Annotated in this window: 13 protein-coding genes and 1 pseudogene; 9 read left to right on the top strand and 5 right to left on the bottom strand. The window is 70.3% G+C overall.

From position 1 onward, the window contains the following. Positions 1-123: 123 nt before the first annotated feature. The 4 genes from IPJ17_01195 to IPJ17_01180 all read right to left on the bottom strand — a co-directional run bounded on the left by IPJ17_01195 (position 124) and on the right by IPJ17_01180 (position 7275). Positions 124-2535, bottom strand: coding sequence for a sodium-translocating pyrophosphatase (locus IPJ17_01195; protein ID QQR74243.1), 2412 nt, complete (start codon positions 2533-2535; stop codon positions 124-126). Positions 2536-2741: 206 nt separating this feature from the next. Then, positions 2742-4163, bottom strand: a complete 1422-nt coding sequence (locus tag IPJ17_01190; protein QQR76056.1) for an aspartate aminotransferase family protein — start codon at positions 4161-4163, stop codon at positions 2742-2744. A 55-nt stretch (positions 4164-4218) separates the two neighbouring features. Next, entirely contained in the window at positions 4219-5724 is a 1506-nt protein-coding gene (locus IPJ17_01185) for an amino acid permease (GenBank protein ID QQR74242.1), read from the bottom strand. A 60-nt stretch (positions 5725-5784) separates the two neighbouring features. Next, a complete protein-coding gene (locus IPJ17_01180) occupies positions 5785-7275 on the bottom strand; it encodes an APC family permease (protein ID QQR74241.1) in 1491 nt (496 codons plus the stop codon). A 201-nt stretch (positions 7276-7476) separates the two neighbouring features. Here IPJ17_01180 and IPJ17_01175 point away from each other — a divergent pair, with 201 nt between their 5' ends. From IPJ17_01175 to IPJ17_01140, 8 genes and pseudogenes are all read left to right on the top strand, one after another. Then, on the top strand, positions 7477-8874 hold the full coding sequence (locus IPJ17_01175; protein QQR74240.1) for a sodium:proton antiporter: 1398 nt from the start codon (positions 7477-7479) through the stop codon (positions 8872-8874). A gap of 100 nt (positions 8875-8974) precedes the next feature. Further along, on the top strand, positions 8975-9577 hold the full coding sequence (locus IPJ17_01170) for a sigma-70 family RNA polymerase sigma factor (GenBank protein QQR74239.1): 603 nt from the start codon (positions 8975-8977) through the stop codon (positions 9575-9577). Beyond that, entirely contained in the window at positions 9574-12300 is a 2727-nt protein-coding gene (locus IPJ17_01165; protein ID QQR74238.1) for a FecR domain-containing protein, read from the top strand. Before IPJ17_01170 ends, IPJ17_01165 begins: the two co-directional genes overlap by 4 nt. Further along, a pseudogene (locus tag IPJ17_01160) lies at positions 12297-13275 on the top strand (ABC transporter ATP-binding protein). The gene IPJ17_01165 and the pseudogene IPJ17_01160 overlap by 4 nt, the downstream one beginning before the upstream one ends. After that, on the top strand, positions 13262-14125 hold the full coding sequence (locus IPJ17_01155; protein ID QQR74237.1) for a hypothetical protein: 864 nt from the start codon (positions 13262-13264) through the stop codon (positions 14123-14125). The pseudogene IPJ17_01160 and the gene IPJ17_01155 overlap by 14 nt, the downstream one beginning before the upstream one ends. Continuing rightward, the gene (locus IPJ17_01150; protein ID QQR74236.1) at positions 14122-15084 is read left to right on the top strand and encodes an ABC transporter ATP-binding protein; all 963 of its coding nucleotides are present in this window, start codon (positions 14122-14124) and stop codon (positions 15082-15084) included. Before IPJ17_01155 ends, IPJ17_01150 begins: the two co-directional genes overlap by 4 nt. Then, positions 15077-15937, top strand: coding sequence for a hypothetical protein (locus IPJ17_01145; protein QQR74235.1), 861 nt, complete (start codon positions 15077-15079; stop codon positions 15935-15937). Before IPJ17_01150 ends, IPJ17_01145 begins: the two co-directional genes overlap by 8 nt. 76 nt (positions 15938-16013) lie before the next feature. Further along, complete coding sequence (locus IPJ17_01140; protein ID QQR74234.1) at positions 16014-16502, top strand: DUF2721 domain-containing protein; 489 nt, start codon at positions 16014-16016, stop codon at positions 16500-16502. A gap of 138 nt (positions 16503-16640) precedes the next feature. On the opposite strand, the gene IPJ17_01135 is transcribed toward IPJ17_01140, so the two are convergent. Further along, positions 16641-18563 (bottom strand): arginine--tRNA ligase, encoded by a 1923-nt coding sequence (locus IPJ17_01135; GenBank protein ID QQR74233.1) that lies wholly within the window; start codon positions 18561-18563, stop codon positions 16641-16643. Between the two features lie 176 nt (positions 18564-18739). Here IPJ17_01135 and IPJ17_01130 point away from each other — a divergent pair, with 176 nt between their 5' ends. After that, the gene (locus IPJ17_01130; GenBank protein QQR76055.1) at positions 18740-19267 is read left to right on the top strand and encodes a macro domain-containing protein; all 528 of its coding nucleotides are present in this window, start codon (positions 18740-18742) and stop codon (positions 19265-19267) included. Positions 19268-19277: the final 10 nt, after the last annotated feature.

Here is a 19277-nt window from a genome sequence, read left to right as displayed (position 1 = left end):
GGTCGCCCTGGGCCGCGCCGGGCGCGGGCGCCCGCCGCACTTCCCGAAACGAGAACGGCCCCGGGTCGCCCCGGGGCCGTCGTGCACGGACCGCCGATCGCCCGCCGTTGGCGGGCGCCGGACTCAGATCTCCTTCGGAATCCGCATGCCGTAGAACGAGCGCCAGACGAAGAAGGCCGAGATGACGAAGAAGATGGCGGCCATCACCGTCGTGGTGTTCTTCTCCATCTCGATCGCCAGCTCGACGGCGAGCAGGCCGAAGAGGGTGGTGAACTTGATGACCGGGTTCATCGCCACCGAGGAGGTGTCCTTGAACGGGTCGCCGACCGTGTCGCCGACCACCGTGGCGGCATGGAGCGGCGTGCCCTTTTCCTTGAGGTCGACTTCGACCACCTTCTTGGCGTTGTCCCAGGCGCCGCCGGCGTTGGCCATGAAGATCGCCTGGTAGAGGCCGAAGAGGGCGATCGAGATCAGGTAGCCGATGAAGAAGTACGGCTCGAGGCAGGCGAAGGCCAGGGTCGAGAAGAAGACGGTCAGGAAGATGTTGAACATGCCCTTCTGGGCGTACTGGGTGCAGATCTCGACGACCTTCTTCGAGTCCTCGACGGAGGCCTTGCCGCCCTCGTCGTTCAGCTTGATGTTCTTCTTGATGAACTCGACGGCGCGATAGGCGCCGGTGGAGACCGCCTGGATCGAGGCGCCGGTGAACCAGTAGATCACCGCGCCGCCGGTGACGAGACCGAGCAGGAACGGAGCGTGGAGCAGCGAGAGGAACTCCTTGCCCTCGGTCAGGCCGTGCGTCAGCACGACGATGATCGAGAAGATCAGCGTCGTCGCCCCGACCACGGCGGTGCCGATCAGCACCGGCTTGGCGGTCGCCTTGAAGGTGTTGCCGGCGCCGTCGTTCTCCTCGAGGTGATGCTTGGCGCGAACGAAGTCGGGCTCGAAGCCGAACTCCTTCTTGATCTCCTCCTTGACGTTCGGGATCTCCTCGATGAGCGACAGCTCGTAGACCGACTGGGCGTTGTCGGTGACCGGGCCGTAGGAGTCGACCGCGATGGTCACCGGGCCCATGCCGAGGAAGCCGAAGGCCACGAGGCCGAAGGCGAAGATCGCCGGGGCGATCATCAGGCCGCCGAGACCCTGGGTCGAGACCCAGTAGGCGACCGACATCAGCGAGACGATCGCCAGGCCCATCCAGTAGGCGCTGAAATTGCCGGCGACCAGGCCGGAGAGAATGTTGAGCGAAGCGCCGCCCTCGCGCGAAGCGGTGACGACCTCCTGCACGTGGCCCGAGCGGGTCGAGGTGAAGATCTTGACCAGCTCGGGGATGATCGCGCCGGCGAGCGTGCCGCAGCTGATGATCGACGCGAGCTTCCACCAGAGCGTGCCGTCGCCGAGCGTCGGGATCATGCTGTTCGAGACGCCGAAGGTCACGGCGACGGAGATCAGCGAGGTCACCCAGACGAGGGACGTCAGCGGCGCCTCGAAGTCGAACTTCTCGGCCTCCTTGAAGCGGGAGCGGGCGACCGCCTCGTTGAGCCAGTAGGAGCCGATGCTGGTGACGATCATCATGACGCGCATGGCGAAGATCCACACCAGGAGCTGCACCTGGGTGGCCGGCTCCTTGACCGCGAGCAGGATGAAGGTGATCAGCGCGACGCCGGTGACGCCGTAGGTCTCGAATCCGTCGGCCGTCGGGCCGACCGAGTCGCCGGCGTTGTCGCCGGTGCAGTCGGCGATCACGCCCGGGTTGCGGGCGTCGTCTTCCTTGATGTTGAAGACGATCTTCATCAGGTCGGCGCCGATGTCGGCGATCTTGGTGAAGATGCCGCCGGCGATGCGCAACGCCGCGGCGCCCAGCGACTCGCCGATGGCGAAGCCGATGAAGCAGGGGCCGGCGTAGTCGCCCGGAATGAAGAGCAGGATGGCGAGCATGATCACGAGCTCGGTGGCGATGAGCAGCGTGCCGATCGACATGCCGGCCTTGAGCGGGATCTCGTAGGTCGGGAACGGCTTGCCGCGCAGGCTGGCGAAGGCCGAGCGCGAGTTGGCGAAGGTGTTGATGCGGATGCCGAACCAGGCGACCCCGTAGCTGCCGGCGATGCCGACCAGCGAGAAGGCGAGGATGATGAACACCCGGTCCATCGGGAAGTGCCGCAGGAAGCCGAAGTAATAGAAGATGATCGCGGCGATGAACGCCCAGAGGATGAGGATGAACTTGCCCTGGGTGGTCAGGTAGGTCTTGCAGGTCTCGTAGATCAGCTCCGAGATCTCCCGCATCGACCGGTGGACCGGCAGGTTCCGCAGGTGGGTGTACATCCAGACGCCGAAGGCCATTCCGAGCAGGCAGATGCCGAGCCCGAAGAGCAGCAGCGTGTGGCCGTCGATGCCGAAGAACGACACCTGCCGGAGGTCGGGCAGCTTGAGCTCGGCCTCGCTCGCCGAAGCCGGCGCGGCCAACCCGGTGAGCAGCAGCATCAGGGCGAAGAGCCCCGCTCGCCGCCCGCGCGGCGTGAAGCGGTCGAACGACATGTTCATATCTCCTCCGTCGAGAGGCATCGCGGACGATCGCCCCCACCCCCGGGGGCCTCCGCGAGGACCGTTCAAGAGCTCAGAAAACCCGAATGCCGGCCGCCCGTCCCGCCAGTCGCCCGGCACCTGGCGCCGAGCCGGCGCTGCAGACGTCCCGCCACTGCCGGAACCGCGGAATTCTAGCCGATCGCCTCGGAGGCCGCGAGTCAGCTTTGCTCGGCGAGCGCCACGGCCTCCCGGACGATGCGTTCCCAGGCCGAGCGAACATGGCGTTCGTCGGTGCCGGCCTGACCGACACAGAGCCGCAGGGTGTAGCGGCCGCCGAGCACCGTGTGCGTCAGAAACAGGCGGCCGCTGGCGTTCAGCCGCTCGAGCAGGCGGCGGTTGAGGTCGTCGCTGCCGCGGAGGCGGAAGCAGACGAGGTTGAGCGGTGGCGGCACGACGAGCTCGAACCGGGGGTCGGCGGCGATCGTCCGGGCGAGCTCCTGGGCGATCGCCACGTGGCGGCGGACCTGGCGTCGCAGCCCCTCGACCCCGTAGTGGCGGATGACGAACCAGAGCTTCAGGGCGCGGAAACGCCGGCCGAGCGGGATCTGCCAGTCGCGGTAGTCGAGCACCGCCCCGGACTCGGTCGCCTGGTTGCGCAGGTACTCCGGCAGGACCGAGAGCGTGCGGACGAGCGCCGCCCGATCCGCCACCCAGAAGCAGCTGCAGTCGAAGTTGGTGAGCATCCACTTGTGCGGGTTGAAGCAGTAGCTGTCGGCGTGTTCGATTCCGGCCTGCAGGTGGCGAAGCTCGGGACAGAGGGCGGCGGTGCCGGCCATCGCCCCGTCGACGTGCAGCCAGGCCCCGGCCTCGCGGCAGATCGGGCCGAGGGCGGGCAGCGGGTCGATCCCGTTCGACGACGTGGTGCCGATCGTGGCGCAGACGAACGTGGGGACGAGCCCGGCCTGCCGGTCGTCGGCGATCGCACGGGCAAGGGCCTCGGGCCGCATGGCGAAGCGGTCGTCGACGTCGACGAGCCGCAGGTGGCTGCGTCCCAGCCCGGCGATCCGCACCGCCTTCTCGATCGACGAGTGCGTCTGTGTCGAGGCGTAGACCGAAAGCCGGCCGTCGGCGCCGCGCTCGTCGCTGGCGAAGCCGGTGGCCCGCTCGCGGGCGGCGAGGAGAGCGCAGAGCGCGGCGCTCGAGGCGCTGTCCTGGATGACGCCGCCCCCGGCCGAGCCGGAGCGGAAGACCGGCGGCAGGTCGAGCATCTCGACCAGCCAGTCGAGCACCAGCGTCTCGAGCTCGGTGCAGGCCGGGCTGGTGGCCCAGAGCATCCCCTGCACCCCGAGCCCGGCGGCGAGCAGGTCGCCGAGCACCGAGGGGCCCGAGGCCCCGGTCGGGAAGTAGGCGAAGAAGTTGGGCGACTGCCAGTGTGTGATGCCGGGCAGGAGCTTCTCGCCGACGTCGGCGAGGATCGCCTCGAACGGCTCGCCCTGCTCGGGCGGCGACGCCGGGAGCGAGGCACGGATCGCCCCGGGGGCGACGGTCGAGAGCACCGGATAGCTCTCGACCCGCTCCTGGTAGTCGGCGAGCCAGTCGACGACCGCACGACCCCAGCGGCGGAACTCCGCCGGGGTCATGTGGGTCTGGGGTGGTTCGTCCATCGGAAGCCTCCGCCGAGCGGCGGACGGTGGCTCAGGGCTCTGCTTCGGAGGCGCGGATCTCGGCCATCACGCTGTGGCGGCGACCGTAGGCGAAGTAGATGACCAGGCCGAGAGCCAGCCAGGCCGCCAGCCGCCACCAGTTGGCGGTCGGCAGCGAGAACATCAGCAGCAGACAGCTCAGAATGCCGAGGATCGGCACGACGGGCACCCACGGGCAGCGGAAGGGCCGCTCGGCCTCGGGGTTGGTGCGCCGCATGATGAGCACCGCGGCGCAGACGATGACGAAGGCGAAGAGCGTCCCGATGTTGGTCAGGTGGAGCAGCGCGTCGATCGGCAACACGCCGGCCAGCAGGCCGACGAAGAGACCGATGAGAATCGTCGTCTTCCACGGGGTGCGGAAACGCGGGTGCACGGCGCCGAAGAAGCTGCGGGGCACGAGCCCGTCGCGAGCCATGGCGAGGAAGACGCGCGGCCCCGAGAGCATCATCACCAACAGTACCGAGGTGATACCCGCGACGCCCGCCGTGGCGATGAGCCCCTCGGCCCAGCCGATTCCCTGTTGTTGGAACGCGCGCGAGACCGGGGCGTTGATGTCGAGCTGGTCGTACTTGACCATGCCGGTGAGCACCGCGACCACGGCGATGTAGAGGACGGTGCAGATCAACAGCGAGGCGACGATGCCGATCGGCACGTCCTTCTGCGGCTGCCGTGCCTCCTCGGCGTGCGTGGAGACCGAGTCGAAGCCGATGTAGGCGAAGAAGATGATCGCCGCGCCCGCCAGCATGCCGAGCGGCGAACCGTTCGGGTCGGTCTGGCCGGCGACGTGATGGCCGAAGATGTTGATCCCGGTCCAGCCGTACGGCGCGAACGGGTGCCAGTTGGCCGGGTCGATGAGGAAGACGCCGACGCCGATGACGAAGAGCACTGCCGCCAGCTTGATGCCGACCATCGTGGCGTTGAAGTTGGCGCTCTCCTGGATCCCTTTGACCAGGACGGCGGTGACGATCGCGACGATGACGATCGCCGGCAGGTTGATCGTCGAACCCGTCGAAAGGAAGCCGCCCGTTGCCGCGTCGTAGCGCCAGGGCGATTCGCGCAAGGCGAGCGGCAACTGGTAACCGAGCTTCGCCATGACGTTCTGGAAGTAGCCCGACCAGCCGGTGGCGACGGTCGCGCTGCCGACGGCATATTCGAGCACCAGGTCCCAGCCGATGATCCAGGCGAAAAGCTCGCCGAGGGTGGCGTAGGCGTAGGTGTAGGCGGAGCCGGCAACCGGGGCCATCGACGCGAACTCGGCGTAGCAGAGGGCGGCAAAGACACAGGTGATACCGGCCACCACGTAGGAGAGCATGAGCGCCGGACCGGCCACGTTGTGGGCCGCGGCACCGGTGGCGACGAAGATCCCGGCGCCGATGATGGCGCCGACGCCGAGGCTGGTCAGCTGAACCGGACCGAGAATCCGCCGCAGGCGGTTCTCGCCCTTGGCCTCCTCGAGCAGCAGCTTGAGGGGCTTGGTGGCGAAGAGCGGGTTCGACATGTCGGGGCAGTCCTCCAGGATCGCACGCGAACGAAGGGAGTATCTCTCAGAAACGAGCCGTCAGGGCCGGGCTCGCGAATCGCTCGGGGGTGGTGCCGTGCGGTGGTGCCAGAGGTAGTAGACGGGGAAGCCCGTCATCACCAGCAGGAGGCCCGGCCAGGTGGTCTCGGGCCGGTAGAAGACCAGGACGGTGAGGATGGCGACCGCCGCAACGAGGTAGAGAGCCGGGACGATCGGGTAGCCGAGGGCGCGGTAGGGGCGCTCGGCCTCCGGGCGTCGGCGGCGCAGGACGAAGAGCGCGGCGATCGTCAGCACGTAGAAGACGAGCACCGAGAAGACGACGTAGTCGAGCAGGTTGCCGTAGAGATTGCCGTAGCGGGGCGCGCCCGCGGCGTCGAGCAACGGAGCGCCGGCGGCGTCGCGCAACCGGGTTCGCGGCAGGACGAGCAGCGCGGCCCACAGGCCCTGCGCGACCAGGCCGGCGGCCGGGACGTGGTGCCGATTGAGCTCGCCGGTGGCGCGGAAGAAGAGGCCGTCGCGTGACATGGCGTAGTAGACCCGGGCGCCGGCGAGGATCAGCCCGTTGTTGCAGCCGAAGGTCGACACGACGATGGCGACCGCCATGATCGTCGCGCCGGCCGGCCCGAAGATCACCTGGAGCGCCGCGGTGGCGACCCGGTCGTCCGGCGCCTGCTGGATGGCGGCGAGCGGCAGGGTGCAGAGATAGGCCAGATTGGCGAGCAGGTAGAGGACGATCACCAGCAGCGTGCCGGCGGCGAGCGACAGGGGGATGTCGCGCCGCGGGTTCTTCATCTCGCCGGCAGTGAAGGTGACGTTGTTCCACGCGTCGGAGGAGAAGAGCGAGCCCACCTGGGCGACGGAGAGGGCAACGACGAGGCCGAGCAGTCCCGCGCCGGCGGTCACCGCCGGGGCCAGACCCAGTCCGGGTCCGATCGTCGCGGCGTCGTGCGGGCTCCAGAGATCACCGAAGTTGGCCGCGATGGCGTTGGCGTTGCGCCCGACGACGAGGCCGAGAAGCACCAGGGCGGCGAGAGCCAGCGTCTTGGCCGAGGTGAAGACGTTCTGGATCAGCTTGCCGAGGCGGATGCCCCGCGTGTTGAGCAGGGTGAGCGCGGCGATCATCGCGATGCCGACGAGCTGCTGGGTCGAGAGGCTGATCGCGTAGCTCGCCGAGAGGTCGATCGGCGCGACGATCCAGGCGGTCGGCGAGATCGCCGGGACGAGCACGCCGAGATAGCGGGCGAAGCCCACCGCCACCGCCGCGATGGTGCCGGTCTGGATCACCCCGAAGAGCGTCCAGCCGTAGAGGAAGCCCCAGAGCGGCGAGTAGGCCTCGCGCAGGTAGACGTACTGGCCGCCGGCGCGCGGCATCATCGCGGCGAGCTCGCCGTAGGAGAGGGCGGCGGCGAGGGTCATCGCGCCGGTCACGGCCCAGGCGACGAGCAGCCAGCCGCCCGAGCCGACCAGGCGGGCGATGTCGGCCGGAACGATGAAGATCCCCGAGCCGATCATCGAGCCGGCGACGATCATCGTCGCGTCGAGTGCGCCGATCTCGCGCCGGAAGCCGGGGGCTTCGTTCGTGCCGCGCTGCTCGAGGTTACGAATGGTCGCTCCGCCTCGGTCGTGGGCCGTTCGGGATCGCAGGAACCGGCGAAGTGTAGCCCGTCTGGCGGGTGGCGGGAAGCGCCGGGCGGCAGCCGGGACAGGGGTGCGGATGTTACCCTGTCCCCCATGACTGCCCTGATTTCGTCGATTCTCGGCGTCGCCTCCACGGTCCCTCCGGGAGGAGGAGAGGTGCCGCTCGGCGCCCTCCTGCCGCTGTGGACCGTCGCTCCGTTCGTCCTCGTCCTGCTCTCGATCGCTCTGCTGCCGCTCGTCGCCGGGTCGTTCTGGGAGTCGAACCGCAACAAGGCTCTGGTGGCCGCCCTCCTCGCCGTGCCGTTCGGTCTCTACCTGGCGGTGGGGCACGGCGCCGAGGGGCGGCGCGAGCTCCTCCACACGGCGCTGGACTACCTGTCGTTCATGGCGTTGCTCGGCGCTCTCTTCGTCATCTCGGGAGGAATCCGGGTGCGCGGCTCGCTCGCCGGCACGCCGCTGGCCAACTCGGCCCTGCTCGGTCTCGGGGCGGTGCTGGCCAACCTCATCGGCACCACCGGGGCGTCGATGTTGTTGATCCGTCCACTCTTGCGCGCCAACGCCGAAAGGCGACACAAGGTCCACCTCGTCGTCTTCTTCATCTTCGTCGTATCGAATTGCGGCGGCCTGCTCACCCCGCTCGGCGATCCGCCCCTCTTCCTCGGTTTTCTCAAGGGCGTGCCATTCGAGTGGACGCTCCGCCTGTGGAAGGAGTGGCTGCTGGTCAACGGCCTGCTCATCGTCCTCGGCAACGTCATCGACCAGCGGATGCTGGCGCGCGAGGAGATCGAGGACGGCACCGAGCCGCTCTTCGACGAGCTCCTGCAGCACGAGCCGTTCCGCCTCGAGGGGTGGCACAACCTGTTCTTCCTGGGCGGCGTGGTCCTGGTCATCGTCGGTCGCGGCCAATCGTGGGGAACGGCTCCCGATCCCTGGCCGTTCGGGGTCCAGGAGGGGCTGATGGTGGCGATGGGCGTCGGTGCGTACCTCGCGACGCGGGCGGAGACGCGCGCGGCAAACCGGTTCGGCTTCGGGCCGATCGTCGAGGTGGGGGTGCTCTTCGCCGGGATCTTCGTGACGATGATCGCCCCGTTGCTGATCCTCAACGCGCGCGGCGCCGAGCTCGGCCTGTCGCGTCCCTGGCAGTACTACTGGGCCTCGGGAGCGCTGTCGAGCTTTCTCGACAACGCCCCGACCTACCTGACCTTCGCCGCTGCCGCCGCCGGGCAGCTCGGTGTCCCGGTCACCGGGGCGCGCTATCTCGCCGATTTCCTCGGTCTGGGGGCACAGGCGGCCGGGCTGCTCGCCGCGATCTCGTGCGGGGCGGTGATGATGGGGGCCAATACTTACATCGGCAACGGACCGAACTTCATGGTCAAGGCGATCGCCGAGGAGAACGGGGTCAAGATGCCCAGCTTCTTCGGTTACATGGCCTGGTCGGTGGCGATCCTGATCCCGATCTTCGGGCTCGTGACCTTCGTCTTCTTCCGCTGACGCGCCCAGGACGGCACGGCGGGAGGCCGGGAGGCGGCCGCTGTTAACGGCGCCGCCCGGCCGGCGTTCTCCTGGGTGGAGAGCCACGAGAGGAGCCACCGTGCCAGCCCTGTCCGAATCCCAGCCCCACCCGCCGGCGCTTCCCGGCGCCGGCGATCGACGCGCCGCCTCGGGTCGTCCCGGGGTGGGCCCGCCGCCCGAGCTCGAGCGCCTCTTCGCCGAGCACGCCCAGCGCGTCTACCGGGCCGCCTTCCGCGTCACCGGCAACAGCGCCGACGCCGAGGACGTCCTGCAGACCGTCTTCCTCCGCCTCGTGCGGCGGGAAGAGGGTGTCGATCTCGGTCCGGGGGCGCCGAGTTATCTCTACCGGGCGGCGCTCAACGCCGCGCTCGACGTGGTGCGCGGTCGCCTGCGCGCCGGCCTCGAGCCGCTCGACGACCGCAGCTCGACGGCAGTCGACCCGGCGGCCGGGCCCGAACGGCAGCGCGCCGGGCGCGAGCTCGGCGTTGCGCTTCGCCGGGCCCTGGCGACGCTCGCCCCGCGCCTCGCCGAAGTGTTCGTTCTCCGTTACCTCGAAGGCCTCGACAACCGCGAGATCGGCCGACTGCTCGGCACGTCGCAGGGGGTCGTCGCCGTGCAGTTGCACCGCGCCCGCCGTCGGCTCCGCCACGAGCTCGAGGCGCACCTGGGAGACCTGTCATGAAGAGCCCCGACCTGCTCGACCGCGCCGCGAGCCAGCTCCGCGAAGAGCCGCTCGACGTCGCCGCGGCGCAGTCCGCCGCTCGCCGTGTGTGGAGCCGCCTCGAAGAAGCCACCGGCGCGGCTCCGGCCGGCGCCGCCGCCGCGGAGAGCCACGTGCTCGACGGCTGTGCCGATTTCCGTTCTCTCCTGCCCTCGCTCGCCGCCGGCACGCTCGCTGCCGAGCGCCGGCTGCTGGTCGAGGATCACCTGCGCGAATGCGCGAATTGCCGGCGCGCCTATCTCGCCCTGCGGGATCCGGGGGCCGTCCGTCCGTTCGTGCCTCGCGCGAGCCGAACCGGGCGCTCCGCCTTCGCACCCCCGCGCTGGGCGCTCGCAGCGGGGCTGGCGCTCGCCGTGCTCGGCGCGGCCTTCTGGCTCGGTCCGCTGCTGCCGCTCTTCGGCGGCAGTCGGACGCTCGCCACTGTCGAGTCGATCGACGGCCAGCTCCTCCGTCTCGAGGGCGATCGTGCCGCGGTGGTCGCGGCGGGTGCGACGTTGCCCGCCGGGGTCGCCGTGCGCGCCTCCGGCGCCTCGACCGCGGTGCTGCGCCTCGCCGACGGCTCCCGCCTCGAGATCGCGCCGCGCTCCGAGGTCGCGGTGAGCCGCTCGCGCGACGGGCTGCGGGTGGACCTGGCCCGCGGCAACGTGATTCTCGAAGCCGCCAAGCAGCACGATGGCCATCTCTACGTGCGCACGGCGGACTGCCAAGTCTCCGTCGTCGGCACCATCTTCGCGGTGCACAGCGGTCCGGTCGGCTCGCGCGTCGCGGTGCTCGAGGGCGAGGTTCGCGTCAAGCACGGAGGGGATCTCGACGTTCTGCACCCGGGTGACCGGGTGGCGACGGGCGTCGCCGGCTCGTCGGCCGGCCGGATCTCGCTGCGCGAGGAGTTCCTCTGGAGCCGGAACGCCGCAGACTACAACACGCGCCTCGCCGCGCTCGCGGCGCTGGGTCAGGAGCTCGAAGGGGCGGTCGCCAACCCGGCCCTCCGCACTTCGACGCGCCTGCTCGACCTCGCGCCGGCCGGCACGGTCGTCTTCGCCGCGGCGCCCAACACGGGCGAGGCGGTGGGACGCGCCTGGCGGCTGGTGCGCGAGCGGGTCACCCAGAGCCCGGCGCTTGCCGCCTGGTGGCAGGAAGAGGTGGCGGGATCGCGCGAGGCCGAGATGAGCCGTCTCGTCGAGCGCTTCGAGCGCTTCGGCACCGAGCTTGGACCGGAGATCGCCCTGGCCGTGCGTGTGCCGAACGGCAGCGCGACGCAGCATCCCGACTTCGTCGCCTTCGCCGAGGTGCCGCGTCCGGCCGCGCTCGCCACGCTGGTCGCTGCCGAGATCGCCGCGGCGAGTGCCAACGGTGCGACGCCGCACGTGCGCCTGGTGGCCGACCCGCAGTCGCTCTCCGGAGCGACCGGCGAGGAGCTGTTGCTCTGGATCGGCGACGGCCTCTTCGTCGCCAGCCCGAGCCCGGCGATGCTGCGCGAGGCGGCGGCGACGGCGGCTGGCGCGGCCAACCCGTTCGTCGCTTCGCCGTTCCGCGCCACGCTCGCCGCCAGCTATGCGCGCGGTGCCGGTTGGCTGCTCGCCTTCGACGGGGCAGCCCTCGTCACCCGGGCCTCGTCTGCGACGAGCGCGCCGTCGCCGGAGGCGGCACAGCACCTGGCAGCCTTTGAACGCACCGGGTTCGCCGATCTCGGCACGGTCGTCGTGGAAAGCCGCGACCTCGTCTCGGGCACGGAGAACGGCGCGCACGTCGACTTCGTCCGCCCGCGTCGCGGGATGGCCGCGTGGCTCGAGGCGGCCTCGCCGATGGGCGCGCTCGATTTCGTCTCGCCGGAAGCGACCTTCGCCGCCGGTGCCTTGCTCGAGGAGCCCGGGGCGATGCTCGAGGACCTCTTGGCGATCGCCGAGGGGAGCGGCGAGGGCGACGTGCGCAGCAAGCTCGCGGCCTTCGAACGCGAGCATGGGGTGGCGCTCTCGAGCGACCTCGCGGGCTCGCTCGGCGGCGAGATCGCCTTCGCGATCGATGGTCCGGTGCTGCCGGTGCCGACCTGGAAGCTGGTGGTCGAAGTGCTCGACGAGAGCCGTCTGCTCGCCGGCATCGGCGACCTGGTCTCGGCGTTCAACCGGGAGGCGGTGGCGAACGGACAGCCGGAGTTGCGCCTCTCGCAGGAGGCGGTCGACGGGCGCGTCTTCCATCGACTCGCCCGCGCCGGGGCGACCTCGGGTCCGGCGGTAGAGTTCACCTTCGTGAACGGCTACCTGCTCGCCGGCCCCGATCGCGCGGCGCTCCGCCGGACGCTCGCGCAGCACGAGACCGGCCTCACGCTGCCGAGCTCGCAGGCCTTCCGCGGCCTGCTCGCGGCGAGCGCGCCGGGCGACCTGTCGGCGGTGGCCTACCAGAACTTCGGCGCGGTGCTCGGCTCGCTTTCCGGAGCCGGCGAGGTGCTCTCGGGGCAGTTGGCCGAGCTCTCGGCTCTCGCCTCGGTTGCCGCCGAGCGCGGACCGAGCCTCGGTTGGGCGGTCGCCGAGCCGACGTCGATCACGGTGGGCACCAGCGGAGCCCCCGGGCCGCTCGCCCTGGCGCTCGAGGGCTGGCTCTACGGCAGCGCCATGCGCGGACACGCGAGCGGCGGCGGATCCGACGCCGCCTCCGGAGCCGCGACCGGTCAGCCGGCCGAGGGGCGATGACCGCGGTTCTCGAGCTCGACGGCCTCTCCGTCGACCTGGGTGGCCGGCAAGTTCTGACGAGCCTCACGGGCGCTCTCTCCGGGCGCGCCGTGGGGCTCCTCGGTCCGAACGGCGCCGGCAAGACGACCTTGCTCAATGCGGTGCTCGGCTTCGTCAGGCCGAGCGCCGGCACCGCCCGGGTCTTCGGCCACGACGTGCGCCGCGAGAGCCGGGCGGTGCGCTCGCTTCTCGGCTACATGCCGGAGAACGACGCCTACCTTGCCGACGCGACCGCGGTGCGCTTCGTGCGGGCGATGGGCGAGCTTTCGGGTCTGCCACCCGACGCGGCCCTCGAGCGGGCTCACGAGGCGCTCTTCTACGTCGGCCTCGGTGAGGCGCGCTACCGGCCGCTCGGCAGCTACTCGCTCGGCATGAAGCAGCTCGCCAAGCTGGCGCAGGCGATCGTCCACGGGCCGCGTCTCCTGCTGCTCGACGAGCCGACCAACGGGCTCGATCCGCCGGCGCGGCGCCGGATGCTCGAGCTGGTGCGCGAGATCGTGGCGAGCGGCGTCGCCGTCGTGATCTCGTCGCATCTCCTGCGGGACGTCGAGGAGTGCTGCGACCAGGTCCTGGTGCTCAAGCAGGGGCGGATCGCCGCGCTCGCCGACCTCGCCGCGGAGCGCAGCTCGGGGCGGCGGCTCCTCGAGCTCGAAGTGCCCGAAGATCGCGCCGCCGAGGCTCGCGGCCGCGGCCGCGGAGGCGGGTTGTGAGGTCGCCCGGCCGAAGCCTCGCCGGCTCAAGCTGGTGCTGCCCGAGAGCCTGCCGCTGGCCGAGCTCTTCCGACTGGCCCACGAGCGTGGCGTGCCGCTGCGGCGAATGGGCTTCCAGCGCGACTCGCTCGAGGAGCTCTTCCTCTCGGCGATGGAGAGCGACGGCAACGGCCATGGTGGCAACGGCAACGGATCCGTCGCGGGGGGCTCGGATGCCCGTCTATGACCGCAGCTGGCGCCCCTACGACGGGACGCTGACGCCGCTCGGGCGTCGCTTCCTGGTGATCTCGCGACAGGCGCTGTCGGGCATCCTGGCGGTGCGCCTGCACGCTCTCGCCTTCTTCGCCGCCTGTCTGCCGCCCCTGGTCTTCACCGCCATCATCTACGGCGCGAACAACCTCGAGGCGCTCACCCTGATCGGCGTGCGGGCGCAGGACGCCTTCGCCATCGACACCGGCTTCTTCTATCGCTTTCTGGTTGCGCAAGTCGCCTTCGGCTCGGTCTTCACCGCACTCGTCGCGCCGGCGCTGGTGGCGCCCGATCTCGCGCACGACGCCCTGGTGCTGGTGCTGGCGCGGCCGATCGACCGCCGCGACTATGTCCTCGGCAAGCTCGTGGCGCTCGCGGTGCTCCTCTCGGCGGTGACCTGGGTGCCGGGTCTGCTGCTGTTCGGCATCCAGGCGAGTCTCGCCGGAGGGGATTGGTTCACCGGGCACCTGCGCATCGCCGCCGCGCTCTTCGTCGGCTCCTGGCTCTGGATCCTCACAGTCGGCGTGGTCGCGCTCGCCGTCTCGGCCTGGGTGCGCTGGCGGCCGGTGGCGACCGCCGCGGTGCTGGGCGTCTTCCTGGTCGGCAAAGGGCTGGGCGAGGCGTTCAACCAGGTGCTCGACACGACCTGGGGCCGGCTCCTGGTCGTCGACGACCTGATCGTCTCGGTGTGGGCGGCGCTCTTCGGCCGCGAGCAGCCGGAGGGGGCGTTGCCGATGATCGCCACGGTGCTCGGCATCGCCGCCTTCTGGCTCGCGGCGCTGCGCCTGCTCGCGCGCCGGCTGCGCGCCCGGGAGGTGTCGCGATGAGCGCGGCGATTCCAGGAGGCCACGACGCGATCGCCTTTGCCGGTGTCTCGAAGTTCTACGGCGAGGTGCTGGGGGTCAACAAGGTCGATCTCGAGATCCAGTCCGGGATCACCGCGCTCGTCGGTCCCAACGGTTCGGGCAAGACGACGTTGATGAACCTCGCCACCGGCCTGCTGCGCCCGACCCGCGGCTTGGTCCGGGTGCTCGGACTGACGACCGACGAGCCGGAACGGCTCTTCCGGGCGGTGGGCTATTGCACCCAGGTCGACGCCTTTCCGCGCGGGGCAACCGGGCTCGAGTTCGTCCGCTTCTTTCTCCGGCTGCACGGGTTCGTCGCCGCCGAGGCCGAGCGGTTGGCCTGGCAGGCGATCGAGAAGGTCGGCCTGACCGAGGCCGCCGAGCGGCGCGTCGCCGGCTACAGCAAGGGGATGCGGCAGCGCATCAAGCTCGCCCAGGCGATCGCCCACGATCCGCGGGTGCTGGTGCTCGACGAGCCGCTCAACGGTCTCGACCCGTTGGCGCGCTCGGAGCTGCTGGCGCTGCTGCGCGAGCTCGCGGCGGCCGGCCGGCACGTCGTCGTGTCGAGCCACGTGCTTCACGAGGTCGACCTGATCGCCGACCGCGTCGTGCTCATCCACGGGGGGTACCTCGTCGCGTCGGGCGAGGTTTCCGGAATGCGCGGCGAGATGGCGCCGGAGCACCCGGCCCAGGTGCGTCTGCGCAGCGGCCGCGGGGCCGAGCTCGCCGCCCGCCTCTTCTCTCGCGGCGTGGTCGTCGAAGCGCGGCTCGAGGACGACGGGGTGGTCGTGCGGACGCGCGACGCCGATGCCCTGGCGCTCGCCGTGGCGCGGCTGGTGGTCGAGGAGGGGATCGAGGTCGAAGGGGTCGCGCCGCTCGACGACGACGTCGAGTCGGTCTATCGCTATCTGATCGGATCCCAGGGGGGCGCCAATGTCTGACCCGCTCGTCGCTCGATCCGCGCCTGCGGCCCCGGTTCCGGTCGCGGCGAGTCGGGCCCAGCTCGCCGCCCTGTTGCCGTCGGAGCTCAAGCGGCTGCTGCTGCGTTGGCGCGTCATGCCGGTCCTGCTGCTGGCCTTCGCGCCTGCGGCGATGCTGGCCGCACGCTTCGTCAAGATCCACCTCCTCGGGGGCGGCGAGGAGAGCGCCGGCGAGATCGCCAACCGCTTCGCCATGGTCTTCCAGACGCTCGGTCTGCGCACGACGATCTTCTTCGGCTGCGTGGTGATGTTCACCGGGCTCTTCCGCGGCGAGATCCTCGAGCGGACGCTGCACTACTACCTGCTCGCCCCGCTCGACCGCCGCGTGCTGCTGCTCGGCAAGTACCTCGCCGGCGTGGGGGCGGCCTCGTTGCTCTACGGCGGAAGCCTGGTGGCTCAGCTCGTGCTGCTCTACCTGCCGTCGCGGAGCTTCGACGGCATGGCGTTGCTCCTTTCGGCGAGCACACTCGGGCTCGGTGCCTCCTACCTGCTCGTCGTCGTCATGGCCTGCGTCGGCTACGGCGCCCTCTTCGTCTACCTGAGCCTCGCCTTCAAGAACCCGGTCCTCCCCGCCGTCGTGGTGCTCGGTTGGGAGGGGATCAACTTCCTCCTGCCGGCGACGCTCAAGCGGATCTCCTTCCTTCACTACCTGCAGTCGCTCTGTCCGGTCCCCGTCTCGGCCGGCCCCTTCTCCATCCCGGCCGAGCCCACCCCCGCCTGGCTCTCCGTCCTCGCCCTCCTCGCCCTCGCCGCCTGCTTCCTGGCCCTCGCAGCGAAGAAGCTGGCACGGCTCGAGGTGGCGTACGGGGAGTGAGGTAGGTTGCCACAGCGCTTCCCGCCTTTCCCTGCTTGGTCACGGGCGGTGACGAGACTGGGGATACCATCCCCCCATGCCCGACTCGAACGCGACGATCGCTCTTTCTCTGTTGTCGGCGATGATCACGCCGGCTTTGCTCATCTCGGCTTGTGGGACGCTGATCTTCTCGACGTCGTCGCGCCTGGCGCGGATCGTCGACCGGGTGCGGATGCTGGCGCGGCAGGTCGAGGAGCTCTGTGCGCGGCCGGAGGAGGATCCGGTGCGCGAGCAGATGGTCGAGATCGAGCGCCAGCTCGCCACCTCGGCCGAGCGGACGCGTCTCGTCCAGGGCTCGTTGACCAGCTTCTACGTCGCGCTCGGTCTCTTCGTGGCGACGACGGTGAGCATCGGGGCGACCCGCCTCATCGGCATGGCCGAGTGGCTGCCGGCGGCGCTCGGCGTCACCGGGACACTGGTGCTCTTCTGGGGGAGCGTGCTGCTCATCCGCGAGACACGCCTCGCCCTCGGCTCGGTGCGCCGCGAGATGGAGGTCGTCCTCGAACGCTCACGGCGCGGGTGCTGATCACTCTTCCAACGAACGATCTGCATGCCTCGTCGAACCTGAACGACCCGAGCCCGTCTTGGCTCGCGCTGCCGTCCTCGATCGCGGGCGCCCCCCGCCGCTGTCGCCGGCGCGAGGGCCCGAAGCGGGATATGTCCGCTACATCCGCGCCGGCTCGGCGATGCCGAGCAGCTCGCAGAGGCCCTTCAGGCTGCGGTAGCAGATCTGGAAGGCGGCCTGCCGCACCTGGCGCAGCTCGACGTTCTCCTCGTGCAACACCGGATGGTGGTGGTAGAGGGCATGGAAGCGCTGCGCGAGGTCGAGGGCGTGGCGCGCGATGCCGGAGAGCTCGAGTGAGGCCGCCGCCTTCTCGACCATCTCGGTGCCGGAGGCGGCGAGGTGGACGAGCTCCCAGAGGTCGTCGCTCCACAGCTCTTCGGGGAGCGCCGCCACCTGGGCGGAGGTGAGCGTCGCCGGCAAGCCGGCGGTCGCCAGCTTCCGTTGGATATTGCGCGCCCGCACCAGCGAGTACTGGAGATACGGCCCCGTCTCTCCCTCGAAGGCCAGCGCCTCGTCGAGGTCGAAGGCGATGACGCGCGTCGTCGTCGCCTTGGCCATGAAGAAGCGCAGGGCGGCGGTGGCGATCTCGCGCGCCAGCTGGTGGAGCTCCCCCTTCGGCAGGTCGTGGTGGCGCTGGGCGATCTGCTCGCGCGCCTTCTCCTCGAGCCGGTCGAGCAGATCGTCGGCCTTGACGCCGATCCCCTTGCGGCCGGACATCTCGAGGCTCTTGCCCTCCTCGCCGTCGGCGACGTAGCCGAGCGCCCGGGCGGTCGCCGCGGAGAGCGAGACCATCTCGTAGGCGAAGTGGACCGAGCTCGCCGCCGCCTCGCGATGGCCGAGCGACTCGAGGCCGGCGCGGACGATCTTCTGCAGATAGCTCTGCCGGGCGTCGATGACGTTGATCACCCGGGCCGCACCGCCGAATCGCGGATGGTTCTCCGCTCCCTCGGTCGCCGTCTCCCAGACGCCTTCGTCCATCCAGTAGCGGTAGGCGAAGTCGCGGCCGAGCAAGCCGAACTTCCAGAGCTGGTAGGCGATGTCCTTGCCGACGTAGGTCACCGTGCCGTCGGAGCGGACGATCACCTTGTCTGGATCCTCGAGCCCGGCGAACTCCTCGGAGTCGGCGAGCGGCATCACCCAGCAACCGGCGTTCTTGCCGTCGGCTTCGAGGCGGACCGCGCCGGAGGCCTTGAGCAGCTCGAAGGCGGTGTCGAAGAAGTGGAGCGAAAGGATGTCGCTTTCGTGGGTCAGCAGGTCGTAGCCGATTCCCAGTCGCGCCATCGTCGTCAGGTGCCGCCGGACGATCCGCCGGGCGATCAGGCGGCCCATCTGCGCCCGCTCGCCCTCGCCGAGCTCGAGCGCGTGGAGGGTCTCGCGGCGCAGGCGGTCGCGCGTCGGGTCCTCGGCGTACCACTTGCCGACCCTGGCGTAGAGGTCCCAGCAGACGTAGTCGAACGGCTCGTCGATCGCCTTGACGTCGGCGAGCGAGGTGGGCTGGACGTCCATGAAGCCGACCACCACGTCGGCGAGCTGGACGCCGGTATCGTCGATATAATTCTGCACCTCGACATCGTGCCCGAGGGCGCGAAGCGACCGGGCGAGCAGGTCGCCGAGCACGGCGTTGCGCAGGTGGCCGATGTGGGCCGCCTTGTTCGGGTTGATGTTGGTGTGCTCGACGACGACCTTGCCGGCCTCGGGGGGTGCGACCTCGCCGACCACCGGAGCGTCGAGCAGCGAGGCGGCGAACCGCGACCGCTGGAGGAAGACGTTCAGGTAGCCCGCCCCTTCCACCCGCAGCTCGCGCACTCCGTCGGGGAGCTGCCAGCCCTCGGCGAGCTCGCCAGCCAGTTGGCGCGGCGGGCGCTTGAGCGCCTTGGCGAGGTGGAGGGCGGCCGGCAGGGCGAGGTCACCCAGGGCTCGGCGGGGGGGGACCTCCACCACGGGGAGGTGATCGGCGTCGGTCCGTTCCCGGATCCGGTCCGCGAGCGACGAGGCGAGAGAACGCTTCCAAAGGCGCAGCATGGCGGGGGCAGTCTACCGTAGCGGCCCCTCCCCGCCGGGTCTTGATATGATGCGCCCACGAGGTCCTCGCGGCCGACCGCCGCACTCCATCGTGAACCGAAGGGGGCGCGAGGCGCCCGGCGACGGGAGTTCCGACGGCCATGTCCGAGAAGTCCGAAACGAACACCGAAAAGCGGCTGACGATCAAGATGAACAGCACCTCCCTCGAGCTTCTCGAGGGGGACATCACCGAATTGGTGGTGGATGCGATCGTCAATCCGGCGAATGCGAACCTGCAGCTCGGCACCGGCGTGGCCGGGGTGATCAAGAAGAAGGGTGGTCCGGCGATCCAGGAGGAGTGCAACCGGATCGGCGGGACGCCCGTCGGCACGGCGGTCATCACCGGGGCCGGGAAGATGCCGATCAAGCACGTCATCCACGCCGTCGGTCCGCGCATGGGCGAGGGGGACGAAGACCGCAAGCTCGCCTCGGCGGTTCGCGCCTCGCTGGCGCTCGCCGACCGGCACGGGCTGAAGTCGATCGCCATTCCGGCGATCTCGACCGGGGTCTTCGGCTTCCCGATCGAACGCTGTGCCCGCATCCTGCTGACCGAAGTCCATCGCTACCTGCAGGGCGGCACGAAGCTCTCGCAGGTCGTCGTGGTGCTCTTCGGCGACGAGGCCTACGGGGCGTTCACCCGCGAGTTGCGCCGCGGCTTCCGCTGAACCCTGAGGT

Source organism: Holophagales bacterium, from assembly GCA_016699405.1.
Lineage (GTDB): Bacteria > Acidobacteriota > Thermoanaerobaculia > Multivoradales > JAGPDF01 > JAAYLR01.
This window is presented reverse-complemented; position numbering and strand designations above follow the sequence as displayed.